The organism is Secundilactobacillus silagei JCM 19001 (genome assembly GCF_002217945.1).
GTDB lineage: Bacteria > Bacillota > Bacilli > Lactobacillales > Lactobacillaceae > Secundilactobacillus > Secundilactobacillus silagei.
On the sequence record NZ_BCMG01000009.1, the window covers coordinates 51,603 to 67,859 of the forward strand.

The 16,257-nt window shown below is 45.5% G+C and carries 16 protein-coding genes; 11 read left to right on the forward strand and 5 right to left on the reverse strand.

Translation table 11 applies throughout. The annotated features are described in order from the left end of the window. Positions 1 to 9: 9 nt before the first annotated feature. From grpE to lepA, 4 genes are all read left to right on the forward strand, one after another. Entirely contained in the window at positions 10 to 648 is a 639-nt protein-coding gene (gene grpE, locus CES79_RS08825) for a nucleotide exchange factor GrpE (protein ID WP_089136953.1), read from the forward strand. A 45-nt stretch (positions 649 to 693) separates the two neighbouring features. Continuing rightward, complete coding sequence (gene dnaK / locus CES79_RS08830) at positions 694 to 2,589, forward strand: molecular chaperone DnaK (protein WP_089136954.1); 1,896 nt, start codon at positions 694 to 696, stop codon at positions 2,587 to 2,589. Between the two features lie 215 nt (positions 2,590 to 2,804). Then, positions 2,805 to 3,968 carry a molecular chaperone DnaJ gene (dnaJ, locus tag CES79_RS08835; RefSeq protein WP_089136955.1) on the forward strand — a complete coding sequence of 388 codons (1,164 nt, stop codon included), beginning with the start codon at positions 2,805 to 2,807 and terminating at the stop codon, positions 3,966 to 3,968. Positions 3,969 to 4,146: 178 nt separating this feature from the next. After that, a complete protein-coding gene (gene lepA / locus CES79_RS08840) occupies positions 4,147 to 5,985 on the forward strand; it encodes a translation elongation factor 4 (protein WP_089136956.1) in 1,839 nt (612 codons plus the stop codon). A 237-nt stretch (positions 5,986 to 6,222) separates the two neighbouring features. Here the strand turns inward: lepA and CES79_RS08850 are convergent, their stop codons facing one another. Then, complete coding sequence (locus CES79_RS08850) at positions 6,223 to 6,609, reverse strand: hypothetical protein (protein ID WP_089136957.1); 387 nt, start codon at positions 6,607 to 6,609, stop codon at positions 6,223 to 6,225. Between the two features lie 190 nt (positions 6,610 to 6,799). Here CES79_RS08850 and CES79_RS08855 point away from each other — a divergent pair, with 190 nt between their 5' ends. Then, a complete protein-coding gene (locus CES79_RS08855) occupies positions 6,800 to 7,132 on the forward strand; it encodes a hypothetical protein (RefSeq protein ID WP_143456347.1) in 333 nt (110 codons plus the stop codon). 124 nt (positions 7,133 to 7,256) lie between these two features. Here CES79_RS08855 and CES79_RS08860 read toward each other — a convergent pair whose 3' ends face one another. Beyond that, complete coding sequence (locus tag CES79_RS08860; protein WP_089136959.1) at positions 7,257 to 8,489, reverse strand: DNA/RNA non-specific endonuclease; 1,233 nt, start codon at positions 8,487 to 8,489, stop codon at positions 7,257 to 7,259. Between the two features lie 259 nt (positions 8,490 to 8,748). Here CES79_RS08860 and CES79_RS08865 point away from each other — a divergent pair, with 259 nt between their 5' ends. Beyond that, a complete protein-coding gene (locus CES79_RS08865) occupies positions 8,749 to 9,072 on the forward strand; it encodes a thioredoxin family protein (protein WP_054655444.1) in 324 nt (107 codons plus the stop codon). Positions 9,073 to 9,140: 68 nt separating this feature from the next. On the opposite strand, the gene CES79_RS08870 is transcribed toward CES79_RS08865, so the two are convergent. From CES79_RS08870 to CES79_RS08880, 3 genes are all read right to left on the reverse strand, one after another. Further along, complete coding sequence (locus tag CES79_RS08870) at positions 9,141 to 9,335, reverse strand: hypothetical protein (protein WP_054655442.1); 195 nt, start codon at positions 9,333 to 9,335, stop codon at positions 9,141 to 9,143. A 14-nt stretch (positions 9,336 to 9,349) separates the two neighbouring features. Then, positions 9,350 to 10,225, reverse strand: a complete 876-nt coding sequence (locus CES79_RS08875; protein WP_089136960.1) for a DegV family protein — start codon at positions 10,223 to 10,225, stop codon at positions 9,350 to 9,352. A gap of 91 nt (positions 10,226 to 10,316) precedes the next feature. After that, positions 10,317 to 11,228: a magnesium transporter CorA family protein gene (locus tag CES79_RS08880; protein WP_089136961.1), complete on the reverse strand. Its 912-nt coding sequence runs from the start codon at positions 11,226 to 11,228 to the stop codon at positions 10,317 to 10,319. A 278-nt stretch (positions 11,229 to 11,506) separates the two neighbouring features. On the opposite strand from CES79_RS08880, the gene CES79_RS08885 reads away from it, so the two are divergent. The 5 genes from CES79_RS08885 (at position 11,507) to CES79_RS08905 (ending at position 16,232) form a co-directional block, all read left to right on the forward strand. Beyond that, positions 11,507 to 11,836, forward strand: coding sequence for a hypothetical protein (locus CES79_RS08885; RefSeq protein WP_054655440.1), 330 nt, complete (start codon positions 11,507 to 11,509; stop codon positions 11,834 to 11,836). A 56-nt stretch (positions 11,837 to 11,892) separates the two neighbouring features. After that, positions 11,893 to 12,852, forward strand: coding sequence for a 50S ribosomal protein L11 methyltransferase (gene prmA / locus CES79_RS08890; RefSeq protein ID WP_054655438.1), 960 nt, complete (start codon positions 11,893 to 11,895; stop codon positions 12,850 to 12,852). Continuing rightward, positions 12,853 to 13,587, forward strand: coding sequence for a 16S rRNA (uracil(1498)-N(3))-methyltransferase (locus CES79_RS08895; RefSeq protein ID WP_089136962.1), 735 nt, complete (start codon positions 12,853 to 12,855; stop codon positions 13,585 to 13,587). It abuts the gene before it with no gap. Positions 13,588 to 13,663: 76 nt separating this feature from the next. Then, on the forward strand, positions 13,664 to 13,990 hold the full coding sequence (locus CES79_RS08900; RefSeq protein ID WP_133286358.1) for a hypothetical protein: 327 nt from the start codon (positions 13,664 to 13,666) through the stop codon (positions 13,988 to 13,990). A 4-nt stretch (positions 13,991 to 13,994) separates the two neighbouring features. Beyond that, positions 13,995 to 16,232: a RelA/SpoT family protein gene (locus CES79_RS08905; protein ID WP_089136963.1), complete on the forward strand. Its 2,238-nt coding sequence runs from the start codon at positions 13,995 to 13,997 to the stop codon at positions 16,230 to 16,232. Positions 16,233 to 16,257 lie beyond the last annotated feature (25 nt).

Genomic DNA, 16,257 nt, shown 5'->3' on the forward strand with positions numbered 1-16,257 from the left:
GGTGTTATAGTGGCTGAAGATAAAGCAGACCAAGCAGCAAATAAAAAGGCGGATAAGCAAAAAGACACCAAAAAATCCGCTGCAAAAAACGCACAGGTAGACGACCAGCAATCTTCAGCTGACGCAAGCAAGTCAGCTGATCGATCAGCCTCAACGGGTAAGAAGAAGTCCGCAGATGACGCTTTGACAAAAGCGCTCGCACAAGTCGGCAGCTTGCAAAAGCAGTTAGACAAGGCTTCTGATCAATATCTTCGGGCTGAAGCTGAGATTCAGAATATTCAGGCGCGCAATAAAAAAGACCAGGCTGCGTTAATCAAGTATGATGGCCAGCAATTGGCACATGATATTTTACCGGCACTGGATAATTTGGAACGCGCTTTGAGTACGCCGGTTGAAGGCGAACAGGCTGAGTCGTTGAAAAAGGGAATTGAAATGGTTCAAAAGCACTTGATGGATGCCTTAACCAGTAATGGCGTGACTGAAATCAAGGCTGAAGGCGAAAAGTTCGATCCGAATATTCACCAAGCTGTTCAAACGGTAGCGGCAGAATCTGATGATCAAAAAGACCATGTTACTAAGGTCCTGCAAAAGGGTTACCGTTTGAAAGACCGAATTTTACGTCCAGCGATGGTAATGGTTGCACAATAACGTAATCAATTTGAATCTAATTTAAATAAAGAGGGTAAATTATTCATGGCAAGTAATAAAATTATTGGTATTGACTTAGGTACTACGAACTCAGCGGTAGCGGTTCTGGAAGGTAACGAACCAAAGATCATTCCTAATCCAGAAGGTGGCCGTACGACGCCATCAGTTGTCGCTTTTAAAGATGGTAAACCATCCGTTGGTGCTGTGGCTAAGCGTCAAGCGATCACTAATCCTAACACGGTTTCTTCAATCAAGAGTCACATGGGTGAAAAGGGCTACAAAGTTACCATTGAAGGTAAGGATTACACCCCAGAACAAATTTCTGCAGACATTTTGCAGTACATTAAGGAATTTGCTGAAGATTACATTGGCGACAAGGTCACCCAGGCGGTTATTACCGTTCCTGCTTACTTCAACGATTCTCAGCGTCAAGCGACTAAGGATGCCGGTAAGATTGCTGGCTTAGACGTTAAGCGGATCATCAACGAACCAACCGCTTCTTCATTAGCTTATGGCCTTGATAAGAAGGATGCTGATGAAAAGATCTTGGTTTATGACCTTGGTGGTGGGACCTTTGATGTTTCCGTCCTTGACTTAGGCGACGGCGTGTTCGATGTCCTTTCTACTAACGGTGATACTCACCTTGGTGGTGATGATTTCGATAAGCGCATCATGGACTGGATGATCGACCAATTTAAGGCTGATAACGGCATTGACCTTTCTAAAGATAAGATGGCGATGCAACGGCTGAAGGAAGCTGCTGAAAAAGCTAAGAAGGACTTATCCGGTGTCACTGAATCATCAATCAGCTTGCCATTTATTTCTGCCGGCGACAATGGTCCGCTTCACTTGGAGACCACGTTGACCCGTGCTAAGTTCAACGAATTAACTTCTGACTTAGTTGAAAAGACCCGTGTTCCAGTTGAAAACGCCTTAAAGGATGCTAAATTATCTGCTGATGACATTAACGTTGTCATCTTAAACGGTGGTTCAACTCGGATCCCAGCCGTTCAAGAAGCCGTTAAGAAGTGGACTGGCAAGGAACCTAGCCACTCGATCAACCCTGACGAAGCCGTTGCTTTAGGTGCTGCTGTTCAAGGCGGTGTCTTAACTGGTGATGTTAAGGACGTTGTTTTGCTGGATGTTACCCCACTTTCACTTGGTATTGAAACCATGGGTGGTGTCTTCACTAAGCTGATCGACCGTAACACAACCATTCCAACCAGCAAGTCACAAGTCTTCAGTACTGCTGCTGACAACCAACCAGCCGTTGATATTCACGTGCTGCAAGGTGAACGGCCAATGGCTGCTGATAACAAGACATTAGGAAACTTCCAGCTCGCTGACATTCCAGCTGCACCTCGTGGTGTTCCTCAGATCGAAGTTACCTTTGATATTGACCGTAACGGTATCGTTAACGTTTCAGCCAAGGATAAGGGAACTAATAAGGAACAAAAGATTACCATCAAGAGTTCTGGTGGCCTGTCTGACGAAGAAGTCGACAAGATGATGAAGGAAGCCCAAGAAAACGAAGAGGCCGACAAGAAGCGTAAGGAAGAAGCCGACTTAAAGAACGAAGTTGACCAATTACTCTTCACTGTTGACAAGACCTTGGACGAAGTTAAGGGTAAAGTTTCAGACGATGAGATCAAGAAGGCTAAGGACGCACGTGATGCCCTTAAGAAGGCCCAATCAGATAACAACGTCGAAGAAATGAAGACGAAGAAGGACGACTTGAACAAGATCGTTCAAGACCTTTCAGTTAAACTTTATCAACAAGCTCAAGATCAAAAGGGCGCTAAGGGTGCAGATGGTGCTAAGGCTGATGCCGGCGCAAACGGTGCTAAGTCTGATGATCAATCTGGTAAGACAGATGACAAGGGCGACGGTAAGACCTTTGACGGTGACTTCTCGGAAGTTAATGATAAAGATAAGAAGTAATGATTAACTAGATAGCAGACAGGAAGTCAAGGCTCAAACGCGGGCTTTGGCTTTTTGTTTTGATGGAATTATGCTATTCTATTTGAGTGAACGATTATTGGTTCAAATGATCATTTAAGTGAAAAACGGTCATTTCAAATAGGCCAAATACACTGTCGTGAATCGTTATGATTGAAAATGACGGTGCACGCAATGCTTACTTTTAGGAGGTTAACATGGCTGGTAAAGATTATTATGAAGTGCTTGGGGTCTCAAAAGATGCGTCCCAAGCTGAGATTAAAAAGGCCTACCGCCAATTATCAAAGAAGTACCATCCCGATATTAACAAGGCGCCTGGTGCTGAAGAGAAATTTAAAGAGATCACTGAGGCTTATGAGGTCTTAAGCGACGAACAAAAACGGTCGAACTACGATCAATACGGCTCAGCCGATGGTCCCCAAGGCTTTGGTGGCGCTGGTGCTGGTGGCGCCGGTGGCTTCGGCGGCTTTGGTGATGCTGGCGGTAGTTTCGGCGGTGGCGGTTTCGAAGACATTTTCAGCCAATTCTTTGGCGGTGGTGGCGGCGGTGGCCGTCGCAACCCGAATGCACCGCAACCGGGACGTGATCTGCAGTATGAAATGACACTGAAGTTTGAAGAAGCGATCTTTGGTAAGAAGACCAAGATCAAGTATAATCGTCAAGCACAATGTCATACCTGTCACGGTAGTGGTGCCAAGCCTGGTACCAGTCCAGAAACGTGTCACAACTGTGGCGGTTCTGGTTACGTGACGACGGAAACCAATACACCATTGGGCCGGATGCGCAGTCAGCAGCCTTGCCCAGTCTGTCATGGTACTGGTAAAGAAATTAAGGAAAAGTGCCCAACTTGTGGCGGCTCTGGCCACGAGGAAGAGCGGCATGAAGTTGAAGTCAATATCCCAGCTGGGGTGGATGACGGTCAGCAAATGCGGCTGCAAAACCAGGGTGAAGCCGGTGAAAACGGTGGCCCTTATGGTGACTTGTTTATCCTGTTCAGTGTCCAACCAAGTAAGGTCTACACCCGTGATGGTGCTGATATCTACTTGGACAAAGACATTAGCTTTACGCAGGCGGCATTGGGTGATGAAATTAACGTTCAAACGGTTCACGGTGACGTTAAGCTGAAGATTCCGGCTGGAACGCAAACTGGTTCAGTCTTCCGTTTGAAGGGTAAAGGGGCTCCGCGTCTGCGTGGTAACGGTACTGGTGACGAGCGTGTCACCGTCAAGATTGCTACACCAAAGAACCTGAATAAAGCACAAAAAGTGGCATTAAAAGCATATGCCGAAGCCAGCGGTGAGAAAGTTGGCAACGGTAAAGGTCATTTTTTTGACAAGATGAAAGATGCATTTGATAATTAGTTCAGCGGAGTGATGACCACTTACTCTAACGGACGAACAAAAAGCCGCATGGTCGATCATTGACCACGCGACTTTTTGATGTTTCCGGGTGAATTTTAACCGGCCGTCATGGGTGGTTATCCTTGGTTTCTGTTATAATAAATAATATGTTTGAAATTAAAAGGTAGGAGAAATGCAAATGGATCTTGAACAAATGAAGGCGCACCAACGAGACATCCGGAATTTTTCAATTGTCGCTCATATCGATCACGGGAAGTCGACTTTAGCTGACCGCATTTTGGAAATGACGGATACCGTTGCTAAGCGCGATATGCAAGACCAAATCTTGGATAATATGGACCTGGAACGGGAACGCGGCATTACGATTAAGTTAAACGCGGTTGAATTGACGTATGACGCCAAAGATGGCCATACCTATGAGTTTCATCTGATCGACACCCCTGGGCACGTGGACTTTTCGTACGAAGTTTCACGGAGTTTGGCTGCCTGTGAAGGCGCGGTGTTAGTCGTTGATGCTGCTCAGGGGGTCGAGGCCCAAACCTTAGCCAACGTTTATTTGGCAATCGACGATAATTTGGAAATTCTGCCAGTGATCAATAAAATTGATCTCCCATCAGCTGAACCCGAAAAAGTCCGCAAAGAAATTGAAGATGTCATCGGTATCGACGCTTCGGATGCGGTCATGGCCAGTGCTAAAAAAGGCATTGGTATCGAAGACCTGCTGGAACAGATTGTTCACAAGATCCCGGCACCGGATGGTGATCTGGAAGCACCGTTGCGGGCGTTGGTCTTTGACTCCATTTACGATGATTACCGCGGGGTTGTTTTGAGTGTCCGCTTGTTTGAAGGGACCGTTAAACCCGGCGATAAAATTAAATTGATGAACTCCGGTTCGGAATACGAAGTGACTGAAGTTGGGGTGAACTCACCGAAGCCACTGAAACGTGATCAGCTGATTGCCGGCGAAGTTGGTTATATCACCGCCAGCATCAAAGACATCACGGATACTCGAGTGGGTGATACTGTTACCAGTGCGGATAATCCAGCAGACAAGCCGTTACCCGGTTACCGGGAAATGGAGCCCATGGTCTATGCGGGGCTCTACCCAACTGACAATGCCAAGTACCAAGATCTGCGTGAAGCGCTGGAAAAGTTGAAGCTTAATGATGCTGCACTGGCATTTGAACCCGAATCTTCGCAAGCACTGGGCTTTGGTTTTCGTTGCGGGTTCTTGGGCATGCTGCATATGGACGTGGTTCAAGAACGGCTGGAACGGGAATTTAACCTCGAACTCATTACCACGGCGCCATCCGTGACGTATCGGGCTAATCTAACTGACGGTACGGTCAAGGAAGTGGAGAACCCTTCTGAAATGCCGGATACTTCAGCGGTTAAAACGATTGAAGAACCCTTTGTTAAAGCCACGATTATGACGCCTAACGACTATGTTGGCCCAGTCATGGAACTGTGCCAGCATAAGCGTGGGCAGTTCGTGACGATGGAGTATTTGGACGATTACCGGGTAAATGTCGTCTATAAGATGCCACTGTCCGAAATCATCTTTGATTTCTTTGATAAATTGAAGTCTTCTACAAAGGGTTATGCATCGTTAGATTACGAATTAGACGGCTACCGTGAAAGTGACCTGGTTAAGATCGATATTTTGCTCAATGGTGATAAGGTCGATGCGTTGAGTTTCATTTCTCACCGGCAGTTCGCTGAGAAACGTGGCCGTGATATTGCCACTAAGTTAAAGAAGATCATTCCCCGGCAAAACTTTGAAATTCCGATTCAAGCGGCGATTGGTGCTAAAATCATTGCCCGGACCACGATCAAGGCTTACCGTAAGGATGTTACCGCCCGGATCCATACTGGTGATCCCGACCGGCGTGCCAAGTTGCTGGAAAAGCAAAAACGTGGGAAAGAGCGCATGAAGTCTGTGGGGACAGTGGATATTCCTCAGGAGGCGTTTATGGCGGTCTTGCAAACGGATGAGGAAGAAAACAACAGTAAATAGGTATTTTTATGATAGTGCTGTTGTCCTATGCTTGAGTCAGAATGATACAAGATATAAAAAGCGTCATTTATCCGTTACGTGTGTATGACGTAGCAAATAAAAATTAAATGGAAAGCCAAGTCGTTTTTTAATGTGGGTACAAGTGTACTTGATTGCATTGGGAGTGACTGGCTTTCCATTTTTGTACATAGAAATACAGTAAATAAAAATAAAAAGCACTCCGAAGAGTACTTAATTTTAGCGATGATATCTATACCAGTGACCCGTTGTATCCAGCATATACATGTGACCATGAGAAGAATAAAGATATAATGGATCAGCATTCATGATTGGTGCGTACTCAACACGGTGCTTATACGTAAATTTTTCAACGTGGCTATAGTGTATTCTGCCGCTATCTTTATACATTTTTCCATTGGATTTTCCCGTAAATCTATACCGTACATGATGTTTAGTAAATTTGAGCATATCTTTACCATGGTGCCATGTGTGGCGGAAGTAGGCCGGCATAGTATGAACCTTAGTATTATGTAGAGTAGCAGCTTGTGCTGTGGTGCCAGATGTTACAGCACCGCCAACTAAAGCAATGCCAAATGCAAGTGTAACCAGAATAGATTTTTTCATGAATTTTCCTCCGATGATAAATATATTACACTAGTTGATTTGCCAGAAATAGTTGTAATAAGTCAAGTAATCGTCATTTCTGGTAGATGAAGGACGCCATAATAATTAGGAAGCTTTTTAGTTGTGTATTAAGCTGCCATTTGGTATACTCCAATTATTCAAGCCGTTGCCAACTATGAAAGGATTACAAATGATCTATTATATGACAATCAGTGCTTCATTTGAGAAGACTCGTAAACGTAAAATGAGAAAGAATCGCAAAGACCAATTTGAAATCATGATACTCATGGCAGAACCGGATAACCCATTTGCACCGAAAAATTTGTTCCATTCAAAGGTCAGGTACGTGCCAAGTCGAATTTACGAAAGTGTTCCAATTAGGGACGTGATTGAAGATGAAAGAACCTGGAATGGAAACGAGACGACCATTTTTCGGCAGACTATTTTTTCAATAGATAGTTCGGAACAGGCCGATGAAATCATTGAAATGTTCCGTCAAGAATATCAAAGTAAAGCCTCGTAAAATCTTTCATTGCACAGGGACACTTGTAAACGGATCATTCACTACAAAAACAAAGAGCAGCTAGACCAATATCGGTCTAGCTGCTTTTTGTGCTGAGACATAAAAAAGTTACTTTTACTAAAAATTAAGGCTGGGCGTATTCATTGCCACGCAGCGCTTCAGTTGCACCGGCTTTTTGGGCTTGGGCTTTTGTTTCTTTCGTATAATTGTGTGGATTCTTAACGCGCGTATAGTATTTATTGGATTCAGATACGTATACGTGACCAGCTGGTGCAACGTGCCATTTGCCAGACGTTGTTGCCTGCGAATGGGTCGTTGAACCTTGATAGCCCTGATTAGAATTAGTTGTGTTGTGGCGCTGATAAGGCGTTGTTTGTGATCGGTGGTAAGGCTTGGCATTGGTCGTGACATTGCTGTAGTTAATTTTGATACCTTCAGCATCGTTAATGACGGCAATTTCAGTATTAATAACGCCATCAGACGATTTAATATCAACCAGTGAACCGCGTGGAATACTCTCGTTACCCTTGTAAATGGGTGTGGTCTGATAGTCGACTGTCTGGTGGGTACCAGGATGTTCAGACCAGTAATTTTCAACGGTTTCTTCCCCGTAGCGCATGCCGCCGTCCTGATCAGCACCGACGTTTTGGGGCCGCGTGCCAGTAGTAAAATTATTGACAGAAGTATATGATTTTCTCCCTAAAAGGCTATCACCAATGGAGTGGCTACGGTTCCATAAATAACCATGATAGGTCCGACCGGTAGCTGCGTACGAAATGGCAACGATTGGGTTCGGACTTGGCCAGGCATAGGGCTCTAAAGGATCACCTTGACGGCCACCTCGTGAAGAAGCGTATTCCTGATAGGTGAGCTTTGCGCGGGCAGCGGCTGGGCGTTGTTCGGCGTCAGCAGCAAAGTGGGTATTGCCAGTTCCCAGAGTTTTAAAACCAGTGAGATGCGCTTTGCCAACGTGCCAATAATAGTTGCCGTTGGGGCCGGCAGATTCGTTATCCGTGTAGCGCACGAGTTGATTCAAAACGCTAGTGTGGCCTTGATGGTTCGACTGAGCGCTCTTTTTCGTTGAACTTGGTTTAGAACGATGAGTGGCGTGGGCGTGCGAACTAGAACTAACCGCTGAACTGGAATCTTTCAGTTCAGCTTTACTGCTGGATTGCTCGTTAGCAGTTTTAGTTGCTGAGTGACTACCAGAAATACCGCCAATCACGAAGGCTAGAACAAATAAAATGATGGCGCTCCAACCTAATCGTTTAGTGGGCAAGTGTTTAAAGCGGCGGATGCCCCAATAGCCAAATAGAATAATACTGATAAGCAGCAAGATAATGCCGAGTGAAGACATGGATGAATCCTCCTTATATAAAATAAATAATGGATAAGTAATCAATATGCTTACTCCAATATAGCAAGTCTGACGAGGCTTTACCAATTATAAACTAATATCATTTTAGGTATTGTACGGAAAAGGGTGGTTGTTTGCCAAAAGAGTTTAACTGATCAGACTTATTAAATAAACTGATTGAATGATGAGGCTCAGAAAACAGCAGCTCTGGTCAATTTGTTTTATAATGAAGCTGGATTAAAAGAGAGGTGGGTTGCTGATGGCACCAATTAAACCGATTCAAGACACAACTTATGCGGCGGAGACCCGTCACGGATTAGTACTGGTTGATTTTCGTTCGGATTGGTGTCCACCATGCACCGCTGTTGATCAGGTACTGACCCATCTCGCAACTGCGACTGAATTGGCCCAACAAGTGAAGTTCACGTCCATCACGGTTAACCAGCAGCCACTGATTGCTGAAGCACTGGGTGTTCAAAGTACCCCAACGGTCATCTTGAAGAAGGATGGTCAGATCGTAGATGCGGTGATCGGTGCCCGTTCGGTAACGGTATTTGAGGCGTTGATCAGGAAACATTTATAAATCAAGTAAAAAAATAGAAGCTAACTCCCGGTTTTAAGGAAGTTAGCTTCTATTTGCTGTGTTACAGGTTAATGTTTTAACCGCGGTAAAATTTGTTTTTGAATAAAGGTTAATAATTGCTGATACTCATCTTTATTTTTGGGCGTTGGCAATTGTGAGAAGTCGAAGTCCGGCTGGTTTAGATCACGGTTGAGTGCCGCAATGAAATCGTGTCGGGAAAGGTACTTAGTATCACCCTTGCCGCCAATGGAGAAAATATTCATCCGCTGACCTTCTTTCAGTTAGATACTGGCCACTGTTCCCAATCATAATCCCAAAGTAACGCCATGGTACCGGCACCAACGTGGACGCCGATGACTGGGCCAATTTCACTATGGGCGATTTTAATCTGGGGGAAGCGCTTTTCCAGATCAGCAGACCAGTCTTCTTGCAGCTGCTGGTTGTTGGCGTCGATAATGGTGAGACGCAAGGGGTAGTCGGCTTGATCATAGGCCGCCTGCAGTTTTTGCTTAATTCGCTGATAAGCGCGCCGCATGGTACGTTCCTTTTCAATGGCGACGATTTGGGCCTGGTCATTGAACGTTAAAATGGGTTTGATCCGTAATAAACCGCCGACAATACTAGAAGCGTTCGATAAGCGTCCCGTGCGAACTAAGTGAGACAGGTCATCGACCACGAAGTAGGCATCGATCGTGTCTCGTAAATGAGTCAGGGCACGCATGATCTCTTCTGGTGAACGGCCAGCTTCAACGAGCTTGGCAGCTAACATCACGAGGTCGGCTTCACCAGCCGATGCGATCCGGGAATCAAAGGGATACACTTTGATATTTTTAACGTTCGGTAAATAATTAACGAGGTTACTGTAAAAAGTGGTGATTCCCGAAGACAAGTGAATACTGATGACGGCATCATAATCTTCAGCAGCTAACTGATCGTACATGGTCTGCATCTGGCCTAGGGTGACTTGCGTCGTTGTTGGCATCTGCGGGTCAGTTTTTAAGCGCTGGTAGAATTCACTCGTCGTAATTTCAACGTTATCTAAATAAGTCTGCTGACCAAAAATAACGGTGATAGGTACCACGTGAATATTATGATCCGTTATCTGTTTCGGGGTTAAATAACTGGCTGAGTCAGTCACAACAGCAATTTTCATTGGTTCAGGCTCCTTCGAAATTATTAAATCGGTTATGAGCATATCAAAGACGGATTAAGTTGGCAATCATATCGGGTACAATTTAAAAAATTTATAAGCGATGGTGCATCTTGAAAATCAGCAGTAGCCAGATGATTAAACCAACGGATAGGCCGATCACCATGATCCAGGCACTGTTAAAGTTTGCGAACGGCAGCTTGACGTTCATCCCGAAGAAGCCGGTAACGATGGTCGGAACAGCCATGGTCAGAGACCAGATCGTTAAAAACTTCATCGTATCGTTTAAGTTGTTATTAATGATACTGTCAAAGGTATCCGTAATCCGGTTGACCACCTGTTCTTCATTTTCAATCATATGTAAAACTTGGTCGGATTCAATGGCAACATCTTCCAGCATATCGTTTTCATCACTGGAATTATTGACGCCAAAATAAGTTCGCGGGATCCGCGTGAACAGATCGTTATTGGATTCCACACCACTATTGAAAAAGGTCAGGGTCTGGCCCAAATAAGAGAGGGCCACTAAGTTGGAATTCTTAGCATCCTTATTAAGCATCTTATCAAGTTGATTTCGCTGCTTAGTCACAAATTTAACGATCGGAATGTAACTGTCGATCAGGTCAAACATCGATTCCAAAATAAACGCCGAAGCGGAAGTCGTTTCAGCGTCTTGAGCCGTTTTTTGAAAGGCTTCACTGACAAAATTCAAGCGGCTTTCGTTAAAGGTAAAGAGTACGCCCTGGTGAATTAAAAAGCCCACTGGCCGGGTGATATAGCGCGGTGCCTGGGTGTTTTTTAGCTGGTAGGGGACTAGGACGATCATCAGTTGTTGATTGTTGGCCGGATCGTAAACGTAATTGGCGGTTTCATCCTTATCAGTGACGTAAGTAATGATATCGTCGGTGATGCCGTAATCAGCCATCAGTGTCCGTTCTTCGGTTTCAGTTAAGGCCGTTGTTTCAACCCAATCAAAGCCATTTAAATGTTTGGTTGGTTTAATCATGAATAAACTCCCTTTTTAAACGTTTAATTTAAAAGCGGTTATGCTTCAAGAATACTATTTCCACGGGTAAAAGCAAGCACTAAGGAAAGTCAGACAATGATGAAAATAAAACCAGAATTTGGTAAAAATTAGGCGTGATTTGGTTGACTTTTTTATAAAAATCCAGTAACATGTTCTTTTTAAAGAGCGGAATAGCCCTGTCTTCTGTTGCTCGCAGGTTAAATATGATATGATATATCTAATAGTGAGTTAGCGGGTTATAGAAAAATCATTGGGAGGTGATTACCGTGCTAAATCTAACTAAACAGTACTTAAAGAGCCGACATTATCGGTATGAAAAATCATACATTCGGCCACTGATGACTCCTGAAAGTGTCTATGTCTTTAAATTTGGTCGGGAGGCTTTGAATAATCGGGTAATCATCCGATACAGTCATACGTGGACTGGTCGTCGAAAGATTAACGAGATTGACCTTCGGCTGCACAAACAAAAGCATCCACGAATCTTCCGAAGTGAAAAAGATTTACTAAACTATCTGGAGTCGCGTTTACCACGACGAGAAGAAGAAGAAAAAGAACATCAGACTGATGAGGAGAACGCTAAGTAACTTTGGCGTTCTTTTTTTGGAAATTTATTTTTTGAGGAATACGGAGGGCGATAAGTATGAATTGGACCGCAGTGACAGTAACAACGACCAATGAAGCAGTGGAAGCTGTTAGTAATATTTTGATGGAACACGGGGCTTCTGGTGTGCAGATCGATGATGAAAAGGATTATGAGCAGCTTAGTCAGGTTGACTGGGGTAAAAAGGGCGAGATCTTAAACGTGGATGAAATTCCCCACGTTAAAAACGGGGCGAAAATTACCGCTTACTTTCCAGCCACGATTTTTGTGCCGGAAATCATCCCCGCAATCAAACACCAAGTTGAAGGATTAAAGGCCTTTGGCTTAGCCGTGGCACCGGCCGAAGTGACCACGGATAAAGTTGACGAAACGAACTGGGCAACCGAATGGCAAAAATACTACCATCCCGTGCAAGTCACCCGCTTTTTGACCGTGGTCCCAAGCTGGGAGGATTATCAGCCGAAAACGAAGGACGAACGGATCATCAGACTGGATCCCGGAATGGCCTTTGGTACCGGGACCCATCCAACGACTAAGTTATCAATGCAAGCTTTAGAGCTCGTGATTCATGGCGGTGAGTCCATGATCGACGTGGGGACCGGTTCTGGGGTTCTGAGTATTACGGCCAAGCAGTTAGGTGCTGGCGACATTCGCGCTTATGATCTGGATCAGGTTGCCGTGGATTCCGCTAAGAAGAATTTGGCGCTTAATCCAGTTGCTGCGGATATCACCGTTGCTGCCAACAACTTACTAACGGGGATTCAGGGTGAAGCCGATATCATTGTTGCTAACATTTTACCAGATGTAATTCTTCCCCTGATTCCGCAGGCCTGGGGTTTACTGCCGGTACACGGTTACTTCATCACGTCAGGAATCATTACGGAAAAACTTGATCAAGTGCTTGATGCACAGCGCAAGCAGGGCTTTAAAATTTTGCAAACACTTAACATGGGTGATTGGTACGGTGTCATCGCTCAAAGACCGGGGGCCGACGATTAAATGCAACGGTATTTTGTAAAGCCCACTTTAAAAACGGGCAGTCAATTTGAACTTGACAGTAACGTATCTAAGCATTGGCTGCAGGTCATGCGTGGTGTACCAGGTGATCAAGCTGAGTTTGTCGATGGCCAAGAAACGCTTTATTTAGGGCAATTGAATGAAGACCATTCGGTGACGGTGGTCAAACCCTTGGCAAATCACGTTGAATTACCAGTCAAAGTTACCATTTTGTCTGGACTGCCAAAACAGGATAAAGCCGAATGGATCGTCCAAAAAGCCACCGAAATGGGGGCTGATACCATTTGTTTCTTTGGTGCTGACTGGTCGGTGGCCAAGTGGCAACCCAATAAACTGAGTAAAAAAGTGACTCGGCTGCAAAAAATTGCCCAGGGCGCTGCTGAACAGGCGCACCGGACGCACATTCCAACGGTACGTTACTTTAACACTTTGAAACAGGCGATTACGGAACTGTCATCCGATCATCTGCTGGTAGCCTATGAAGAGGCTGCCAAACAGGGTGAGCAGGCACAGTTGGTTCAATTACTTAATCGCATCAAAACGGGCGAGCGGCTTACGGCAGTCTTTGGTCCTGAAGGCGGTATTTCACCGGCTGAAATGCAGTTTCTCGAACAAAGTCAGGCCACGGTTGCCGGGCTTGGGCCGCGAATTTTACGGACGGAAACGGCCCCGTTATACTTTTTAGCGGCGGTTTCGACGATGTTAGAATTACAGTGATTGAATGCTATCCATACGCGTAAAATAATGCTAAAATGTAAACCATTCATGAAATAAGAGAGTGAAGCAAACGAAGATGACAATTTTAAAACGAATCGGCTGGCCTTATTGGGCACTCAGCATAGTATTGGGCGTGGTTTTGCCCGTCTTGTTACACAGTATTTCAATTGGTGGTCTCTGGCGTTCCGGTGTGATTTACGGTTTGATCTATTCCGTTACCGCTGGGGTGATTGGCCACTATGTTAAGCGTCGCGGTGACAGCTGGTGGCTGTTATTTGTTTTACCCGTATTATTTGCGTTAGGAATTCTCATGTCTGGGCCAAAATACGCAATCTATTTTGCCCCAGTATATCTATGTATTAGTTATTTAGCCTATGGTCTGAGTGCCATGGAGGGGATGTGATTAGATGTCTAGAGAGCAAACTTGGACAGCTCAAGGCGTAATCGACGCAGTATCAGCTTATATGAATAAGGATCACGTCGCAATTGTTAAGCGGGCCTATAAGTTCGCCGCGGTTGCGCACAAGGATCAGGTTCGTCAGTCGGGCGAACCCTACATTATGCACCCCATTCAGGTCGCCGGCATTTTAGCCAATCTAAAGATGGATCCGACAACCATCGCGTCCGGTTTCCTTCACGATATCGTTGAAGATACCGGCGTCACCCTCGATGACGTTCGGGAACTCTTTGGCGACGACATTGCGATGATCGTGGATGGCGTCACCAAACTGGGTAAGATTAAGTATAAATCCAATAAGCAGCGGCTGGCAGAAAATCACCGAAAACTGCTGTTAGCGATGTCTAAGGACATTCGGGTCATGATCGTTAAGTTGGCTGACCGGCTGCATAATATGCGCACGCTGCAGCACTTGCGACCAGATAAACAGCGCCGGATCGCTAATGAAACGCTGGAGATCTACGCACCATTAGCTGACCGTTTAGGGATCAGTGCCATTAAGTGGGAACTGGAAGATATTTCGTTACGCTACCTGAACCCGCAGCAGTATTACCGGATCGTGCACCTGATGAATTCGCGTCGTGATCAACGGGAAAGCTACATTGCCGAAGCGATTGTCGATATTAAGCATGCCATTGGCGATTTGCACATTGATCCGGAGATTTATGGCCGGCCAAAGCACATCTATTCGATCTATCGCAAAATGCGTGACCAGCACAAGCAATTTAGCCAAATCTATGATCTACTGGCAATTCGGGTGATCGTGGATAACATCCGTGACTGCTACGCGGTTTTAGGGGCCATTCATACGAAGTGGAAGCCCATGCCAGGGCGTTTTAAGGACTACATTGCCATGCCTAAGGCCAACATGTATCAATCTTTACATACGACGGTGATCGGGCCAGAAGGACGGCCGCTGGAAGTCCAGATTCGGACTAAGGAAATGCACCGGGTGGCTGAATTTGGGGTGGCGGCCCACTGGGCTTACAAAGAAGGCAAAACGGATAAGGTTGAAGCAACCAATACCGGCAACAAGTTAAACTGGTTCAAACAGATCATTGAACTGCAAGAAGATACCGATGATGCTGCCGACTTTATGGACAGTGTTAAGGGTGAACTCTTTGGTGACCATGTGTATGCCTTTACGCCTAAGGGTGATGTTTTGGAACTGCCGAAGGGTGCTGGACCATTGGATATGGCTTATCAGATCCATACTGAAGTTGGTAACCATACCACCGGTGCCACGGTGAACGGTAAAATTGTGCCGTTGGATTATGAAGTTAAAAACGGCGATATTGTCGATATTAAAACGTCTTCTAATTCGGCTGGCCCCAACCGTGACTGGCTCAAGCTAGTCTCAACACGGCGGGCGCGCAATAAGATCAAGCAGTTCTTCCGGCAAAAAGACCGGGAAAAGAACGTTGAATCCGGGCGGCAGATCATCGAACAGCAGCTGCGCGATTTTAAGTTCGATCCTAAGGAATTGATGACGAAGGATAAGCTGCAAAAAGTGGTCGATAAGATGCACTATTCACACATTGACGATCTGTTTGCCGCCGTTGGGTTTGGCGACCTGCAGCCAGTGGGGGTTGCTAACCGTCTGACTGAAGATGTGCGACATCAACGTGAAGAACAGCGACAGCGGCAAGAAGAACATGAATTGCTGGAAGAACATCAGACCATTGATAACACTGAATCGGAGTCTAGTTCGCACCGTAAGCGTAAGCTCAAGCCATCAGAAGGGGTCGTCATTGAAGGTGTCGATAACCTGCTGGTCCGTTTAAGCCATTGCTGTGCCCCAGTTCCCGGTGATAAGATCGTCGGGTATATTACTAAGGGCCGTGGGGTTTCAGTCCACCGTGCCAACTGTCCTAACGTGGCGCACGCCGAAGCTAACGGTGAGCGGATCGTTGAAGTGTACTGGGATAACCCGAGCGAAACCACGTCAATGTACAATGCTGACCTGGAGATTCAGGGTTATAACCGTGATGGTCTGCTTAACGATGTTTTGCGGATCGTTAATAGTACCACTAAACAATTAAACGTGGTCAACGGCCGGGTCGACCATAATAAGATGGTCACCATATCCATTTCGCTGGGCATCAGAAATGCCGCACAGTTGGAACGGTTAATGGATAACCTGAAAAACGTTCAGGATGTCTATGTGGTTAAACGACCGTTTAGATAAATGATAAAATTAAAAAAACGACACG